Genomic DNA, 15,283 nt, shown 5'->3' on the forward strand with positions numbered 1-15,283 from the left:
CACCCCTGATCGGCCGGCAGCGGCATGAGCACCGAGGCCCGAAAACCGCCGCCCCAGATCGCGCTGAAGATCCGGCGCATGCTGGGCGGCAAGGCAGGCTGGAACGGCGTTGCCGTCCAGTTTGCCTTCGCGGCGATCCTGGGCTGGATCGGCTACGAGATCGTCTCCAACGCTCGCGCCAACCTCGAAAACCAGCACATCGCCGCCGGCTTCGGCTTCCTCAGGAACAATGCCGGTTTCGACGTCAACCAGACCCTGATCCCCTATACCGGCTCGGACACGTTCCTGCGCGTGTTCGTGGTCGGGCTCTTGAATACGCTCGTGGTCTCGGTGGTGGGCATCGTCTTCGCCACCGTGATCGGTTTCATCGTCGCGCTGTGTCGGCTATCGCCCAATTGGCTGCTGTCGCGCGTCGGCGAGATCTATGTCGAGGTCATCCGCAACCTGCCGCTGCTGTTCCAGATCCTGTTCTGGTACCTGGCGGTGCTCGCGGCCTTGCCCAATCCGCGGCAGAGCATTTCGCTGCTCGGCATTGCCTTTCTCAGCAATCGCGGCCTCGTCGTTCCCAGTCCGATCGGCCAGAGCGGCCTCGGGCCATTCCTGGCGATGCTGGCGCTCGGCGTCGTCGCCTCCCTGGCGCTGCGCTTCCATGCGCGGCGCGCGCTGTTTCAGGAAGGGCGGATGATCCGCATCTGGCCTTACGTGGTGGCCCTGCTGTTGGGGCTTCCGCTGGCCACGATGCTGGTATTCGGTCTGCCCTTCACCTTCGAGCTGCCGCAGCTGAGGGGATTCAACTTCGCCGGCGGCTCGCGGATCATTCCGGAATTCGTGGCGTTGACGGTGGCGCTGTCGACCTATACCGCCGCCTTCATTGCCGAGATCGTGCGCGCCGGCATCCTGTCCGTTCACAAGGGGCAGATGGAGGCTGGGTCCTCGCTCGGTCTCAGCCGCGGCGCCACGCTCCGCCTGATCGTCGTGCCGCAGGCCATGCGCGTCATCGTACCGCCGCTGACCAACCAGTACCTCAATCTCACCAAGAACTCCTCGCTTGCAGTCGCGATCGGCTATCCTGACCTGGTGTCGGTGTTCGCCGGTACGTCGCTGAGCCAGACCGGGCAGGCGATCGAGATCATCGCCATGACGATGGGCATCTATCTCCTGATCTCGCTCCTCACCAGCGCCGTCATGAGCGTTTACGGTTGGCGCGTCAGCCGGAGTCTGGGCGCATGAGCGATGTCATCTCGTCCAGCTTCGTCCGCCGGGACCTGCTCGCCGAGCGTCCCGCGCCGGTGAAGACCACGGGCTTCATCGGCCTGATGCGCACACGGCTGTTCAACTCGCCGACCAACATCCTGCTGACGATCCTGGGCGCCTTGCTGCTCTGGTTCACCATCGTTCCCTCCGTCAAGTTCCTGATGGTCGATGCGATCTGGAGCGGTAGGGACCGCAGCGCGTGCCTCGTCGAGAACGCCGGCTTTGCGGTCGGCGCCTGCTGGCCCTACATCCAGGCGAAGCTCCCGCAACTGATCTACGGCTTCTATCCCGAGGCCGAACGCTGGCGGGTGAATCTGACGCTGTTGCTCGCAGCCGTCCTGCTGTTGCCGCTGCTCGTTCCGCGGCTGCCGGCGAAGAGCCTGAATGCCGGCCTGTTCTTCGCCGCCTTTCCGGTGGTCGCATTCTTCCTGCTGCACGGCGGTGGCATCAAGGGCTTCGGCCTGAGCTGGACGGCCGGCCTGCTGCAGCTGTTCGACGAAAGCATCCTCGGTGCCGGGCAGGCGCTGCTCAGCCTGAGCAAGACGTCCGCCATCGCTCCGCTGCTGTGGGTCGTCGGAAGCCTCGTCGTGCTGCTCGGCACAGCGATCCAATGGCTGATCTTTCCGCTCACCTGGCTGCGCGATTATATTCAGGGCACGGGGCAGCCGGTCTGGGCCGATTTCGCTATCACGGCCGCGATTGTCTGCCTGATCGCCTTCGTTCTTGGCGGCGGCGTTCGCACCGGCGGGCGGGCTCTGGCATCCAGCATCGGCACCTTCATTGCCACCGCCATCGTCATCAAGCTGATGGACCTCGATCACGGCGGATTATCGATCGTGGCGACGAATCTGTGGGGCGGCCTCTTGGTGACACTGGTGGTCTCCGTCACCGGCATCGTCACCTCGCTGCCGATTGGCATCGCGCTGGCGCTCGGCCGCCGCTCCACCATTCCCTTGATCCGGATCTTCTCGATCGCCTTCATCGAGTTCTGGCGCGGCGTGCCGCTGATCACCGTGCTGTTCTTCGCGACCTATATGCTGCCCCTGTTCCTGCCCGGCAATTTCACCGTCGATGGTCTGGTGCGCGCGCTGATCGGCATCGCGCTGTTCACCGGCGCCTATCAGGCCGAGAATGTCCGTGGTGGGCTCGCTGCGATCCCGCGCGGGCAAAGCGAGGCGGCGGCCGCCCTCGGACTGTCCTGGTGGAAGACGACGTCGCTGATCGTGCTGCCGCAGGCACTGCGTCACGTCATTCCGAACCTCGTCAACAGCTTCATCTCGCTGTTCAAGGACACCTCGCTGGTCTCGATCGTGGCGCTGTTCGACCTCCTGGGCTCGCTTCGCGCCTCGTTCTCGGATCCGAAATGGTCGACGCCGTCGACCGCGTTCACCGGTTTCGCCTTCGCCGGGATCATCTACTTCATGTTCTGCTTTGGAATGTCGCGCTACTCGCTGTTCGTCGAGCACCGTCTCAACGCCCACCGCCGCAACTGATCGAGGCCACCATGTCCGACCCCATCGTCAAGATTTCCGGCCTGAACAAATGGTATGGCGAATTCCACGTCCTGCGCGACATCGACCTCGAGGTTAAGAAGGGCGAGCGCATCGTGATCTGCGGGCCGTCGGGCTCCGGCAAGTCGACGCTGATCCGCTGCATCAATGCGCTGGAGGAATTCCAGGAGGGCGAGATCGTCGTCGACGGCATCGAGCTCGGTCCCAACCTCAAGCACGTCGATGCCGTGCGCCGCGAGGTCGGCATGGTGTTCCAGAGCTTCAATCTGTTCCCGCATCTGACCGTGCTCGACAATTGCACGCTGGCGCCGATCTGGGTCCGCAACATCCCCAAGAGGGATGCCGAGGCGACCGCGATGAAGTTCCTGGAGCGGGTCAAGATCCCGCACCAGGCCAACAAGTTTCCGGGGCAGATGTCCGGCGGCCAGCAGCAGCGCGTCGCGATTGCCCGGGCCTTGACCATGAACCCGAAGGTCATGCTGTTCGACGAGCCGACCTCGGCGCTCGACCCCGAGATGGTCAAGGAGGTGCTCGACACCATGGTCGACCTCGCCGAGGAGGGGATGACCATGCTGGTCGTCACCCACGAGATGGGCTTTGCCCGCGAGGTCGCCAACCGCGTCGTGTTCATGGACGCCGGCCAGATCATCGAGGCCAACACGCCGAACGAGTTCTTCGCCGCCCCGCAGCACGCCCGCACGAAGCTGTTCCTGAGCCAGATTCTGCGGTGAGCCCCTGCAGCCCGGTGGCCTCGCGGTCTGACTGACCGCAAGCTTGGCACCATCCGAATCAGCTCGTCTCTTTTCGGGCCATCCTCCGGAGAGAGACCTTGCAGAGCAGTGCCGGCGCGCGCGCATACCAGAATGCGCGACTGGAAAAGAAGCTGAAGAAGCAGGCGGACGCCGTCATGGCCTTCGCGATCGAGGCACTCGGGCAGGGCAGACTTGCCGAGGCCGAGACACTCTGCCGCGAGATCTTGAAAGAAGTCCCGGATCATTTCCACGCCACGCACCTGCTCGGGCTGCGCGCGTTTGACGGCGGGCGGCTCGACGAGGCGGAATTCCTGCTCGAGCGTGCGACCGCGCTCGATCCGCGTTCGCCCGATGCGCATGGCAATCTCGGGGCCGTCTATTTCGCGCTCGAGAGATTCAAGGACGCCCGCGCATGCCAGGAGAAGGCCATTGCGCTGAAGCCGAATTGTCCGATCACCCTGACCAATCTCGGCAATACGCTGCTGCACATCGGCCTCGGCAACGAGGCGATCGGGCTGCACGAACGCGCGATCAGGCTGAAGCCGGACTATGCCGATGCGTTTTGCAACCGCGGCATGGCGGAATTGATGACGGGCCAGTTCGAGCGCGCCAAAGCGAGCTTCGACCGCACGCTGTCATTTCAGCCATCTCACGCGGAAGCGATCGCCGGCAAGGGCATGGTGAGCCTCGAGCTCCGGCACTTCGAGGAGGCGGCTGCCGCTTTCGACACAGCGCTCGCAATCAAGCCAGGTTCACCGCGGATTCTGCTGCAGCGCGGACGGCTGAATTTGAGCCTGTCCCGGCTGGAGCAGGCGGCCGCGGATCTCGATGCGGCGCTGGCGCAATCGCCACGGCTCGAGCTCGCGCTGTGCTGGAGGGCGCAGATCGACATTCTCGCGGGAAACACGGCGCGGGCGCTGGCGGGCGTCAAAACGCTGCTCGAGGTCAATCCGCGATCCGAGATGGGATTGGCGCTCCTGGCGGCTTGTTATGTGAACCAGGGAGACATCGCGACGGCGCTCGAGCATCTCGACGCGGCGCTCAAGATCGCGCCGGACTTTCCGGAGGCTATCGGATACAAGATTTTCGTGCTGGATTATCTACCGGAGGCGGATTTCGCAGCCCAACAGGCGGCGCGAAGATATTGGTGGGATGCGATCGGCGCCAAGCTTCCGCAAAGGACGCTGTTGCCGCGCAAGCTCGATCCGGACAAGCGCATCGTGATCGGATACGTCGCGTCAGAATTCAGGAACCACTCGGCTGCGTACTCTCTGTTGCCGGTGCTGCGCCATCATGATCACGCCAGGTTCAAGATCGTCTGCTATTCCTGCTGGCCGCTGCAGGATGAGATGACGGAGAGATTCAAGCCGCTCGCGGACGTCTGGGTCGATGCCGCGCAGCTTTCGGACGACGAGCTGGCCGATCGTATTCAGGCCGATGGGATCGATATTCTGGTCGATGTGTCCGGGCATACCACCGGCAGCAGGCTTCATGTCTTCGCCCGCAAGCCGGCCCCCATCCAGGTCACGGGTTTCGGGCACGCCACGGGGACCGGCCTTCAGACCATGGACCATGTGCTCGCCGACCCGATCTTTATTCCGCAATCGGCGCGGCATCTGCTGGCCGAAAAGGTCTATGATCTGCCGTGCCTGATCACGATCGATCCCGTGCTGGACGTGCCGCCTTCGGAGCTTCCCATGCTCCGCAACGGCTATGTGACCTTCGGCGTGTTCAACCGCATCTTCAAGGTCTCGGACGAGGCCATCCGGGTGTGGTCGAAAGTGATGCGCGCGGTGATCGGTTCGAAGATCATCATCAAGAACGGGCTGCTCGACGATCCCTTGCTGCGCGACCGTTTGGTCGCGCGGTTCGTGGCGCAGGGGATTGCAGAGGAGAACGTCATCTGCATGGGCTCGACCCCGCGCCAGGAGCATCTGCGGGCCTTTGCGCAGGTCGATATTTCGCTCGATACGTTCCCGCAAAACGGCGGCATCAGCAGCTGGGAATCGCTCTATGCAGGCGTTCCGGTTGTCGCCAAGCTCGGCAACGGCGCCTCGTCGCGTGCCGGCGGGTCCATCGTGGCGGCCGGCGGGCTTGGCGACTGGGTCGCCGAGACCGATGAAGGCTATGCCGCGATCGCGTGCAAGTTTGCGGCGCAGCCGGCTCATCTGGCCAAGCTGCGCGCGGAGCTGCCGGCCCGGATCGCGGCCTCGCCGGCCGGCAATGTCGAGATCTACACGCGCAAGGTCGAGGCGGGGTATCGCCAGTTCTGGCGCGAGTATTGTGCCGCGGCCCCGCAAGGCGGAGATCTGGCGTAGGCCGCGTACTGGGAACGTCCACGATCTGGCGTGATCGGGCATTGCTTCTGGACGGGCGCGCACCCGACCCTGTTCCTGAGCCCGGATCTTGCCCTGATCACCGGAAAACCCCGGGGAGCCTTGCCGCTCCAGCCAACCGGCGGCCTGGACGACGAATCAGCTAGACTCTCCGTGCGGCCATCCTTCGGAGAGCAACCTTGCAGAGCAGCGGCGCCGGCGCGCGCGCATTCCAGAACGCGCGATTGCAGAAGAAATTGATGAAGCAGGCGGACGCCGTCATCTCCGCCGCGGCGAGCGCCTATGGCCAGGGCCGATATGCAGAGGCCGAGGCGCTTTGCCGTGAGATCCTGAAAGCGATTCCGGATCATGTCGACGCCATGCACCTGCTCGGCATGTGCGCCCATGACGGCCGTCGCCTCGAGGAGGCGCAACAGCTGCTTGAGCGTGTGATCGAGCTCGATTCGCGCTTGCACGATGCCCATAACAACCTCGCGACCGTGCATTTCGACCTTGGTAACTACGAAGAGGCGCGGCGGTGTCAGGAGAAGGCCATCGCGCTCAAGCCGAATTTCGCGGTCGCCCTGACCAATCTCGGCAACACGCTGATGCATTTGGGGCTGTTCGGACAGGCGCTGGAGCTGCACGAGCGCGCCATCAAGGTCAAGCCGGACTGTGCCGACGCGTTCTGCAATCGCGGCATGGTCGAGATGATGATCGGGCAGTTCGCGCGCGCCGCGGACAGTTTCGATCGCGCCCTGCTGTTCCAGCCGCGGCACGCGGAGGCAATCGTCGGCAAGGGCATGGTCAGCATGGAGCTCCGGCACCACGACGAGGCAGAAGCCAAGTTCGCTTTGGCGCTCTCGATCAAGCCCGGCTCGCCGAGGATCCTTGCCCAGCGTGGACGGCTCTATTTCGAGCTGTCGCGGCTGGACCAGGCGCTTGCGGATTTCGATGCGGCGCTTGCGATTTCGCCCAAGCTCGAACTGGCGCTCCGGGGAAAGGCACAGACCTGCCTGATCCAGGGTAAAACCGCGCAGGCCATCGCCGCCGCCACGACCTTGATGGAGCAAAATCCGCGATCCGAGATGGGGGTGGCACTGATGGGCTTCGCCTACTCAAACCAAGGAGAGATCGACACCGCGATCGAATATCTCGATCGCGCGCTGGCGATCCGACCGGACTATGGGGATGCGATCAGGGGCAAGATCTTCTTGCAGGACTACCGCGCCGAGGCTGATTTCGCGGTCCAGCAGGCGGTGCGACGAGATTGGTGGGACTTGATCGGGGCCAAGCAGCCACGACGGGCGCTGCCGAAGCGGCCGCTCGATCCGGAGAAGCGGATCGTTGTCGGCTACGTTGCTGCCGAATTCCGGCAACACTCGGCAGGTCTCACCTTGCTGCCGGTGTTGCGCCATCATGATCACGCCAGATTTGAGATCATCTGCTATTATTGCTGGCCGGTCCAGGATGAGTACACCGCCAAGTTCAAACCACTGGCGGACGTCTGGGTCGACGCCTGGCAGCTGTCGGACGACGAACTGGCGGATCGCATTCAGGCTGACAATGTCGACATCCTGATCGACGTTTCAGGCCACACGACCGGAAACAGGCTCAATGTCTTCGCGCGCAAGCCGGCCCCGATCCAGGCCACGGGCTTCGGACACGCGACGGGCACGGGCATGCAGACCATGGACTACGTGCTCGCGGATCCCATTTTCATCCCGCCACCGGTCCGGCATCTGTTTCCCGAAAAGATCCACGATCTGCCGTGCCTGATCACGATGGAGCCCGTCTCGGATCAGCAGCCTTCCGAGCTTCCGATGCTCCGCAACGGCCACGTCACCTTCGGCGTGTTCAACCGCATCTACAAGATCTCGGACGACGCGATCCGTGTGTGGTCGCGCCTGATGCGAGAGGTGCCGGGATCCAAGATCATCCTCAAGCATGGTCTGCTCGATGATCCCCTGCTGCGTGATGGCCTGATCGCGCGTTTCGTGGCGCAGGGCATTGCCGAGGAGGATATCACCTGCCTGGGCTCCACCTCGCGCAACGACCACCTGTTGGCCTTTGCCAATGTCGACATTTCCCTCGATACGTTCCCGCAAAATGGCGGCATCAGCACCTGGGAATCGCTCTACAAGGGCGTTCCGGTCGTGGCCAAGCTCGGCAACGGCGCATCTTCGCGTGCTGGCGGCTCCATCGTGGCCGCCGTCGGCCTCGGCGACTGGGTCGCCGATGACGACGATGGCTATGTCGAGATCGCCCGCAGGTTTGCGACGCAGCCCGATTATCTGGCGAAGTTGCGCGCGGAGCTGCCGGCTCGGATTGCTGCCTCGCCCGCCGGCAATGTCGAGATCTACACGCGTGAGCTCGAGGCGGGTTACCGCCAGTTCTGGCGCGACTATTGTGCCGCGGCCTCGGAAGACGGTGACGCGGCGTAGGCAGGTCGGTTGCGCCCCGGAGCGTTACCGGTCCAGCTGACAGGGCGGCGCCGGCTACGAATCAGCTAGACTCTCTCCAGGCCATCCTCCGGAGAGACACCTTGCAGAGCAGCGGCGCCGGCGCGCGCGCGTTCCAGAACGCGCGATTGCAGAAGAAATTGAAGAAGCAGGCGGATGCGATCATCTCCGCCGCGGCAACGGCTCATGGCCAGGGCCGATATGCGGAGACCGAGGCGCTCTGCCGCCAGGTCCTGCAAGCCGTTCCCGATCATTTCGACGCCACGCACCTGCTCGGCCTCTGCGCGCATCAAGGCGGCCGCATGGGGGAGGCGCAACAACTGCTCGAGCGCGCAATCGCGATCGATCCGCGCTCACACGAGGCCCATAACAACCTCGCGGCCGTGCACTCCAGTCTCGGGCAATTCGAGGCCGCCCGCGCATGTCAGGAGAAGGCGATCGCGCTGAAGCCGAATTTCCCGCAAGCCCTGACCGGCCTCGGCAATAGCTTGCTCCAAATGAACCTGCCCGAACAGGCGATCGAAGCCTATGACCGCGCCATTCGGCTGAAGCCGGACCATGCCGATGCGCTTTGCAACCGTGGCCTGGCGGAGCTGACGCTGCGCCAATTTGACCGCGCCAAGCAAAGTTTCGAGCGCGCCTTGGTGTTTCAGTCGCGTCACGTGGAAGCGCTCGTCGGCAAGGGCGTGGTCAGTATCGAGCTCAAGCACTACGATGAGGCGGAAGCCGCGCTCGGAGTGGCGCTGACGATCAGGCCCAATTCGGCGAAGGCCCTGGCGCACCGCGGACGCCTCCATCTCGATCTGTCGCGACCGGAGCAAGCGGCGGCGGATTTTGATGCAGCGCTTGCGCTTGCGCCCAGGCTCGAAGTGGCCCTGCAGGGAAAGGCGCAGCTCGCGCTTGCGATGGGGAACACTGCGCAGGCGATTGCGGCCGTCAAGACCTTGCTCGAGGAAAATCCACGCTCCGCGATCGCGATGACGCTGCTGAGCGCCTGTTTTGCAAACCAGGGCGAGATTGCATCCGCGATCGAACATCTCGACGCCGCGCTGGCAATCGCACCTGACAATGCGGACTTGATCGCGCGGAAGATCCACTTTCTGGACTTTCTCCCCGAGGCCGATTTCGCGGTCCAGCAGGCCGCGCGGAAATATTGGTGGGAGGCGATCGGCGCCAGATTGCCGCAAAGGAAGCTCTCAGCCCGGCAGCGCGATCCTGACAGGCGGATCGTGATCGGTTACGTCGCTGCGGAGTTCTGGTACCACTCGGCGGCGTTCGGCCTGCTACCGGTGCTGCGCCATCACGATCATGCCCAATTCGAAATCGTCTGCTATTCGTGCTCGCCTTTGCGGGACGAGATGACCGCCGAATTCAAGTCGTTGGCGGACGTCTGGGTCGACGCCTGGCAGCTCTCGGACGACGAGCTGGCCGATCGCATTCAGGCCGACAAGGTCGATATCCTGATCGACGTATCAGGACATTCGACCGGCAACAGGCTCCCTGTGTTCGCCCGCAAGCCGGCGCCCGTCCAGGTCACGGGCTTCGGGCATGCGACGGGTACCGGCCTTCAGACCATGGACTATGTGCTCGCCGATCCGGTTTTCATTCCACAATCGGCGCGGCATTTGCTCGCCGAGAAGGTTCACGATCTACCGTGCCTGATCACGATCGATCCTATCCTGGACGTGCCGCCTTCGGAGCTTCCCATGCTCCGCAACGGCTATGTGACCTTCGGCGTGTTCAACCGCATCTACAAGATCTCGGACGAGGCCATCCGGGTGTGGGCGAACGTGATGCGCGAGCAGACCGGATCGAAGATCATCATCAAGCATACGCTGCTTGATGATCCCTTGTTGCGCGACAGCCTGGTCGCGCGGTTCGTGGCGCAGGGGATTGCAGAGGAGAACGTGATCTGCATGGGCTCGACCCCGCGCGCCGAGCATCTGCGGGCCTTCGCGAACGTCGACATTTCGCTCGACACGTTCCCGCAAAATGGCGGCGTCAGCACCTGGGAATCGCTCTATGCCGGCGTTCCGGTCGTGGCCAAGCTCGGCAACGGCGCCTCGTCGCGCGCCGGTGGCTCGATCGTGGCTGCCGTCGGCCTCAAGGATTGGGTCGCCGAGGATGACGAGGGTTATGCCGCGATCGCGTGCAAATATGCGGCGCAGCCGGCTCATCTGGCGAAGCTGCGGGCGGAGCTGCCGGCCCGGATCGCAGCCTCGCGTGCCGGCAACGTCGAGATCTACACGCGCGAGGTCGAGGCGGGTTATCGTCAATTCTGGCGCGACTATTGTGCCGCAGCCTCGGAACGCGGCGAAGTCGCATGATTGGGCCGAACCGCGGGCGCCTCGTGGGCAAGCGTCCCGGCCGTGAGCCTTCCCGCGATGATTACACGAAGGGCGGCTTGATGTTGCTGCGCTTCTCCAGCCACTCCGGCACCGGCAGGTTCTTGGCGCGCATGAAGTCCGCATTGAACAGCTTCGACTGATAGCGGCTGCCGGAATCGCAGAGCACGGTGACGATCGTCTTGCCGGGCCCGAGCTGCTTCGCAAGGCGTATCGCGCCGACGACATTGATGCCCGTCGAGCCGCCGAGGCACAGGCCTTCGTGCTGGAGCAGCTCGTAGATCGCGGTGACGGCTTCGGCATCGGGAATGAGATAGGCGTCGTCGACTTTGGCGGTCTCGACGATCGCGGTGGCGCGGTTGAGGCCGATACCCTCGGTGATGGAGCCGCCGGGCGTCGCCTTGGGATCGCCGGTCCTGAAATATTCGTACATGCCGGCGCCGTGCGGATCGGCGCAGGCGATGCGGATGTTGTTGTTCTTCTCTTTCAGATAGCGGCTGACGCCGGCCAGCGTGCCGCCGCTACCGACCGAGCAGACGAAGCCGTCGACCTTGCCGTCGGTCTGCTCCCAGATCTCGGGCCCTGTCGATTCGTAGTGCGCCTTGGCGTTGTCGAGGTTGTTCCACTGATCGGCGAACAGCACGCCATTGGGTTCGGTCTTGCGCAGCTCGTCGGCGAGCCGCCGGCCGACATGCTGGTAGTTGTTGGGGTTGGCGTAAGGGAGAGCTGGCACCTCGATCAGCTCGGCACCGCACAGCGTGAGAAAGTCCTTCTTCTCCTGGCTCTGCGTCTCCGGGATCACGATCAAGGTGCGATAGCCGCGCGCGCTCGCCACGACCGCAAGCCCGATGCCGGTATTGCCGGCAGTCGCTTCCACCACGAGACCGCCGCGCTTGAGCTCGCCACGCTTCTCCGCCTCCAGGATCATCCATTTGCCGGCGCGGTCCTTGACCGACTGGCCCGGATTCATGAACTCGGCCTTGCCCAGGATGGTGCATCCGGTCAGTTCCGAGGCGCGCTTCAGCTTGATCAGCGGGGTGTTGCCGATGGCTTCGACAACGTCGTTGCGAATGGTCATGTCGGGGGAAATCACTGCCAAGGGGTTGATCAGGTTTGCCCAGAACCTAGTGCGTGGGAGGCCAAAGGGGAAGGCTTTTGCGTTGCGGCGAACCGGGCCGAAACGCCCGCCCAAACAGTGATATGGTTGAGAGGCGAGCCGGCGATGATGCGCTCGGCCGCGGGGCGGGATATCGGTAGGAGGAAATGGCCGAACTCCGTCGGGGCACGACACGATAACGCTCGTGATGAGCGGTCATGCGACCATTTTCTGCCATGGCGTATGGAAGGTCGAGCGATGGACGACTTCGTTTTTGGCAAATTCAAGGGGCTTCCCGGGTTGCCCAGATGGTGCGACTGAGCCGAAGCCGCCTGGTGCGGTCGGATTGAAGGGGCTCAGTGGCCGGTGTGGCTGCAATATCACATGAAATCTTGGTAAGCTTGCTCACGTTTCCCGATGTTTCGTAATCAGAGAAGTCGCTGCGAGACAGGCACATTTTACATTTTGGTCTGTTCGCTCCCGACTCGTTGGCACGGGCATCTCGCAACTGCGGCACTGTCCCGCCGTTCCGCGCCCGGCTAGTATGGATCTTAGGTTCCGCAGAAAGCATCACCGCTGTGAACGCGTTGTCCAAAGCCTCCCGATTGTCCCGCCGCGAATCGGTTAATCCGGCTGCACGGCGGCGGTTCGATCTGCCCGGCGGGGGGTGGATGTGACACAGCAAGTTCCAGCGATCGTCTCGCGGCGGTCTCTCGGTTCTGCATTCCGGATGCTGCGCGCGGCGCGATGGATTGCGGTGGTGTGCCTCGCCGCGGGTTCGGGTGCTTGCGTGCTGACCCAGGACCTTCCCGATCCCGCGCTCGACGTACCCACGCAATACAAATATGCCGGCAAGGGCGATGCGCCGCCGTCGCTGGATTGGTGGCGCGGCTTTCGCTCTGCGGAGCTGACCCAGCTGATGGAGGAGGCGCAGACCGTCAATCTCGACATCGCCGCCGCGGTCGCGCGCATCGTCCAGGCCGATGCCCAGGCGCGGCAGGCCGGCGCGGCGCTGCTGCCGAGCGTATCGACGGGCGGATCGGAAACCTACTCGCGCACCTCGGGCTCGAGCGCCTCGGGTCTGTCCATCGGCGGGCGCGAGGTCGTCAACTATTCGGCCTCGCTGAGCGCGAGCTACCAGCTCGACTTCTGGGGCCAGAACCGCGACGCGCTGCAAACGGCGGAGGAAACGGCCAACGCCAACCGTTTCGATCGCGACACGGTCGCGCTGACAACGCTGGCCGCCGTTGCCAACGCCTATTTCCAGGTGCTGGCCTCGCAGGACCGCATCAGGACCTCACAGCGCAATATCGCGAGCGCGCAGCGCATCCTTGATGCGGTCAAGGAGCGGCGCAGGGCCGGCACCGGCACCGATCTCGACGTCGCCCAGCAGGAGAGCGTGCTTGCCAACCAGAAGGCCCTGGTGCCGCCGCTGCGCCAGACGCTCGACCAGAACGTCAACGCGCTGGCTGTCTTGGTATCACGCCCGCCGGAGAGTGTGCGCGTGCTCGGCGGCTCGCTGGACCGGATCGCGATCCCACGCGTGACGCCCGGCCTGCCGTCGGAGCTGCTGACGCAGCGGCCGGACATCCGCCGTCAGGAAGCCCAGCTCGCCTCGGCGACCGCGAACATCGGCAATGCCCGCGCGCAGTTCTTTCCGACCATCCAGCTCACCGGCAATGGCGGCTATCAGAGCTCGGCGCTGGTCTCGCTGTTCCAGCCTCATGCGGCCTTCTTCCAGCTCGTCGGCAGCGCGACGCAGCCGATCTTCGACGGCGGCAAGATCCTCGGCAATTTCGAATTCGCCAAGGCGCGGCAGGACGAGCTGCTTCAGACCTACCGCAAGACCATCATTCAGGCCTTTGCCGACGTCGACAATGCGCTGTTCTCGATCAAGCAGACCACGATCAAGCTGCAATTGCAGCGCGATGTCGTCGCCGCCTCGCGCCGCGCCTTCGATCTCTCCGAGCAGCAATTGCGCGCCGGCACTGCCGACATCGTGACCGTGCTCAACACCCAACTGACCCTGTTCCAGGCGGAGGACGCGCTGTCGCAGGCCCAACTCGCACGGCTCCTCGCCATCGTCAGCCTGTACCAGGCGCTCGGCGGCGGTTGGGAGCCGAGGATGGAGAAACCGGTCAATGCTCTTTAAGCCGGAGACGAAGCAAGACGCGAAGGAGGGGACGGCGAAACGATCGCGCGGCCGCGGCTTGATCATGACCCTGATCACGCTCGCGATCCTCGGCGGCCTTGGTTATCTCGGCTGGACCGTCACGCATCAGCAGCAGACCAACAATCGCAACCAGCGCCCCGATCTGCCGGTGCCCGTGCTGGCGGCGAGCCCGCGCATCCAGGACGTGCCGGTTTATCTCGACGGCGTCGGCGCGATCCGCGCGCTCAATACCGTGACCGTGCGCTCGCAGGTCGACGGCAAGCTGATCGCGGTCAACTTCACGGAAGGCCAGGACGTCAAGAAGGGCGACGTGCTTGCCGAGATCGATCCCGCCATCTACCAGGCGCAGTACGACCAGGCGGTCGCCAAGAAGGCGCAGGATCAGGCCCAGCTCGCCAACCAGCGCATCGATCTTGCGCGCTACGAGCAGCTTGCCGCCTCCAATGCCGGCTCCAAGCAGCAGGCCGACACCCAGCGCGCGCTGGTGGCGCAAACCGAGGCGCTGGTGAAGGCCGATCAGGCCGCGATCGACAACGCGGCCGCGACGCTGAGCTACACCAAGATCGTGGCGCCGATCTCCGGCCGCGCCGGCCTGCGCCAGGTCGACCAGGGCAATATCATCCACGCCTCCGACACCACCGGCCTCGTCGTCATCACGCAATTGCAGCCGATCGCGGTGTGGTTCAGCCTGCCGCAGCAGCAGATCATGCGCGTCAACGCGGCCGCCGCAAAGGGTACGCTCGCCGTCGATGTGTTCGGCAATGACGGCATTACGGTGATCGACACCGGCAAGCTCACCGGCATCGACAACCAGGTCGACCAGACCACCGGCACGCTCAAGCTCAAGGCCGAATTTCCCAACGCCAATTACCAGCTCTGGCCGGGCCAGTTCGTCAATGTCCGCCTCAAGGTCGAGACCTTGAGGCAGGCGCTGGTGGTGCCGACCTCCGCGGTGCAGCGCGGTCCGATCGGGACCTTCAGCTACGTCATCGGCGAGGATAATGTGGTCTCGGCCAAGCCCGTGACGGTGACCCAGCAGAACGAGCATGACGCGGTGATCGCCAGCGGCCTCTCGGCGAGTGACAAGGTCGTCACCACGGGCTTTGCCAATCTGTCCGACGGCTCCAAGGTGATCGTAGGCCGCGACGACCAGACCCCGTCGGCCGATCTCGCCCCGCGCAAGCGCTCGCGCGCGCCGGACGGCCAGAAGAAGGATGGTGCCAAGGAAGGCCAGAAGGACGGGCAGGGCAAGGACGGACAGGGCAAGGACGGTGAGTTCCGTGCCAAGCGCAAGAGCAGCGAAGGCGATCAGAAGGGACAGACCGGGCCGGCACCGGGACCGGGGGCATCGGGCAGTGGAGCCAAGCAGCCATGA

The 15,283-nt window shown here is 64.2% G+C and carries 9 protein-coding genes; 8 read left to right on the top strand and 1 reads right to left on the bottom strand.

The annotated features are described in order from the left end of the window. Nucleotides 1-24: 24 nt before the first annotated feature. From CVM73_RS02600 to CVM73_RS02625, 6 genes are all read left to right on the top strand, one after another. Nucleotides 25-1,230: an amino acid ABC transporter permease gene (locus CVM73_RS02600; protein WP_100230464.1), complete on the top strand. Its 1,206-nt coding sequence runs from the start codon at nucleotides 25-27 to the stop codon at nucleotides 1,228-1,230. After that, nucleotides 1,227-2,747 (top strand): amino acid ABC transporter permease, encoded by a 1,521-nt coding sequence (locus CVM73_RS02605; protein ID WP_100230465.1) that lies wholly within the window; start codon nucleotides 1,227-1,229, stop codon nucleotides 2,745-2,747. The genes CVM73_RS02600 and CVM73_RS02605 overlap by 4 nt, the downstream gene beginning before the upstream one ends. Nucleotides 2,748-2,758: 11 nt before the next feature. Then, nucleotides 2,759-3,496 (top strand): amino acid ABC transporter ATP-binding protein, encoded by a 738-nt coding sequence (locus CVM73_RS02610; protein WP_027542726.1) that lies wholly within the window; start codon nucleotides 2,759-2,761, stop codon nucleotides 3,494-3,496. Between the two features lie 98 nt (nucleotides 3,497-3,594). After that, nucleotides 3,595-5,835, top strand: coding sequence for a tetratricopeptide repeat protein (locus tag CVM73_RS02615; RefSeq protein WP_167406580.1), 2,241 nt, complete (start codon nucleotides 3,595-3,597; stop codon nucleotides 5,833-5,835). 197 nt (nucleotides 5,836-6,032) lie between these two features. Beyond that, nucleotides 6,033-8,276, top strand: coding sequence for a tetratricopeptide repeat protein (locus tag CVM73_RS02620; protein WP_167406581.1), 2,244 nt, complete (start codon nucleotides 6,033-6,035; stop codon nucleotides 8,274-8,276). Nucleotides 8,277-8,377: 101 nt separating this feature from the next. Continuing rightward, the gene (locus CVM73_RS02625) at nucleotides 8,378-10,621 is read left to right on the top strand and encodes an O-linked N-acetylglucosamine transferase family protein (RefSeq protein ID WP_167406582.1); all 2,244 of its coding nucleotides are present in this window, start codon (nucleotides 8,378-8,380) and stop codon (nucleotides 10,619-10,621) included. A gap of 61 nt (nucleotides 10,622-10,682) precedes the next feature. Here the strand turns inward: CVM73_RS02625 and CVM73_RS02630 are convergent, their stop codons facing one another. Continuing rightward, the gene (locus tag CVM73_RS02630) at nucleotides 10,683-11,717 is read right to left on the bottom strand and encodes a cysteine synthase A (RefSeq protein WP_100230466.1); all 1,035 of its coding nucleotides are present in this window, start codon (nucleotides 11,715-11,717) and stop codon (nucleotides 10,683-10,685) included. Between the two features lie 685 nt (nucleotides 11,718-12,402). Here CVM73_RS02630 and CVM73_RS02635 point away from each other — a divergent pair. Together CVM73_RS02635 and CVM73_RS02640 are read left to right on the top strand one after the other, a co-directional pair. Continuing rightward, nucleotides 12,403-13,887 (top strand): efflux transporter outer membrane subunit, encoded by a 1,485-nt coding sequence (locus tag CVM73_RS02635; protein ID WP_100230467.1) that lies wholly within the window; start codon nucleotides 12,403-12,405, stop codon nucleotides 13,885-13,887. Then, a complete protein-coding gene (locus tag CVM73_RS02640) occupies nucleotides 13,877-15,283 on the top strand; it encodes an efflux RND transporter periplasmic adaptor subunit (protein ID WP_100230468.1) in 1,407 nt (468 codons plus the stop codon). The genes CVM73_RS02635 and CVM73_RS02640 overlap by 11 nt, the downstream gene beginning before the upstream one ends.

Origin of the sequence: Bradyrhizobium forestalis (genome assembly GCF_002795245.1) — a bacterium.
Classification (GTDB): domain Bacteria; phylum Pseudomonadota; class Alphaproteobacteria; order Rhizobiales; family Xanthobacteraceae; genus Bradyrhizobium; species Bradyrhizobium forestalis.

What these genes read in the sequence shown, in the direction of transcription:
- CVM73_RS02640 (WP_100230468.1), top strand. Translation starts at nt 13,877, where the DNA reads ATGCTCTTTAAGCCGGAGACGAAGCAAGACGCGAAGGAGGGGACGGCG.
- CVM73_RS02610 (WP_027542726.1), top strand. Translation starts at nt 2,759, where the DNA reads ATGTCCGACCCCATCGTCAAGATTTCCGGCCTGAACAAATGGTATGGC.
- CVM73_RS02600 (WP_100230464.1), top strand. Translation starts at nt 25, where the DNA reads ATGAGCACCGAGGCCCGAAAACCGCCGCCCCAGATCGCGCTGAAGATC.
- CVM73_RS02605 (WP_100230465.1), top strand. Translation starts at nt 1,227, where the DNA reads ATGAGCGATGTCATCTCGTCCAGCTTCGTCCGCCGGGACCTGCTCGCC.
- CVM73_RS02630 (WP_100230466.1), bottom strand. Translation starts at nt 11,717, where the DNA reads ATGACCATTCGCAACGACGTTGTCGAAGCCATCGGCAACACCCCGCTG.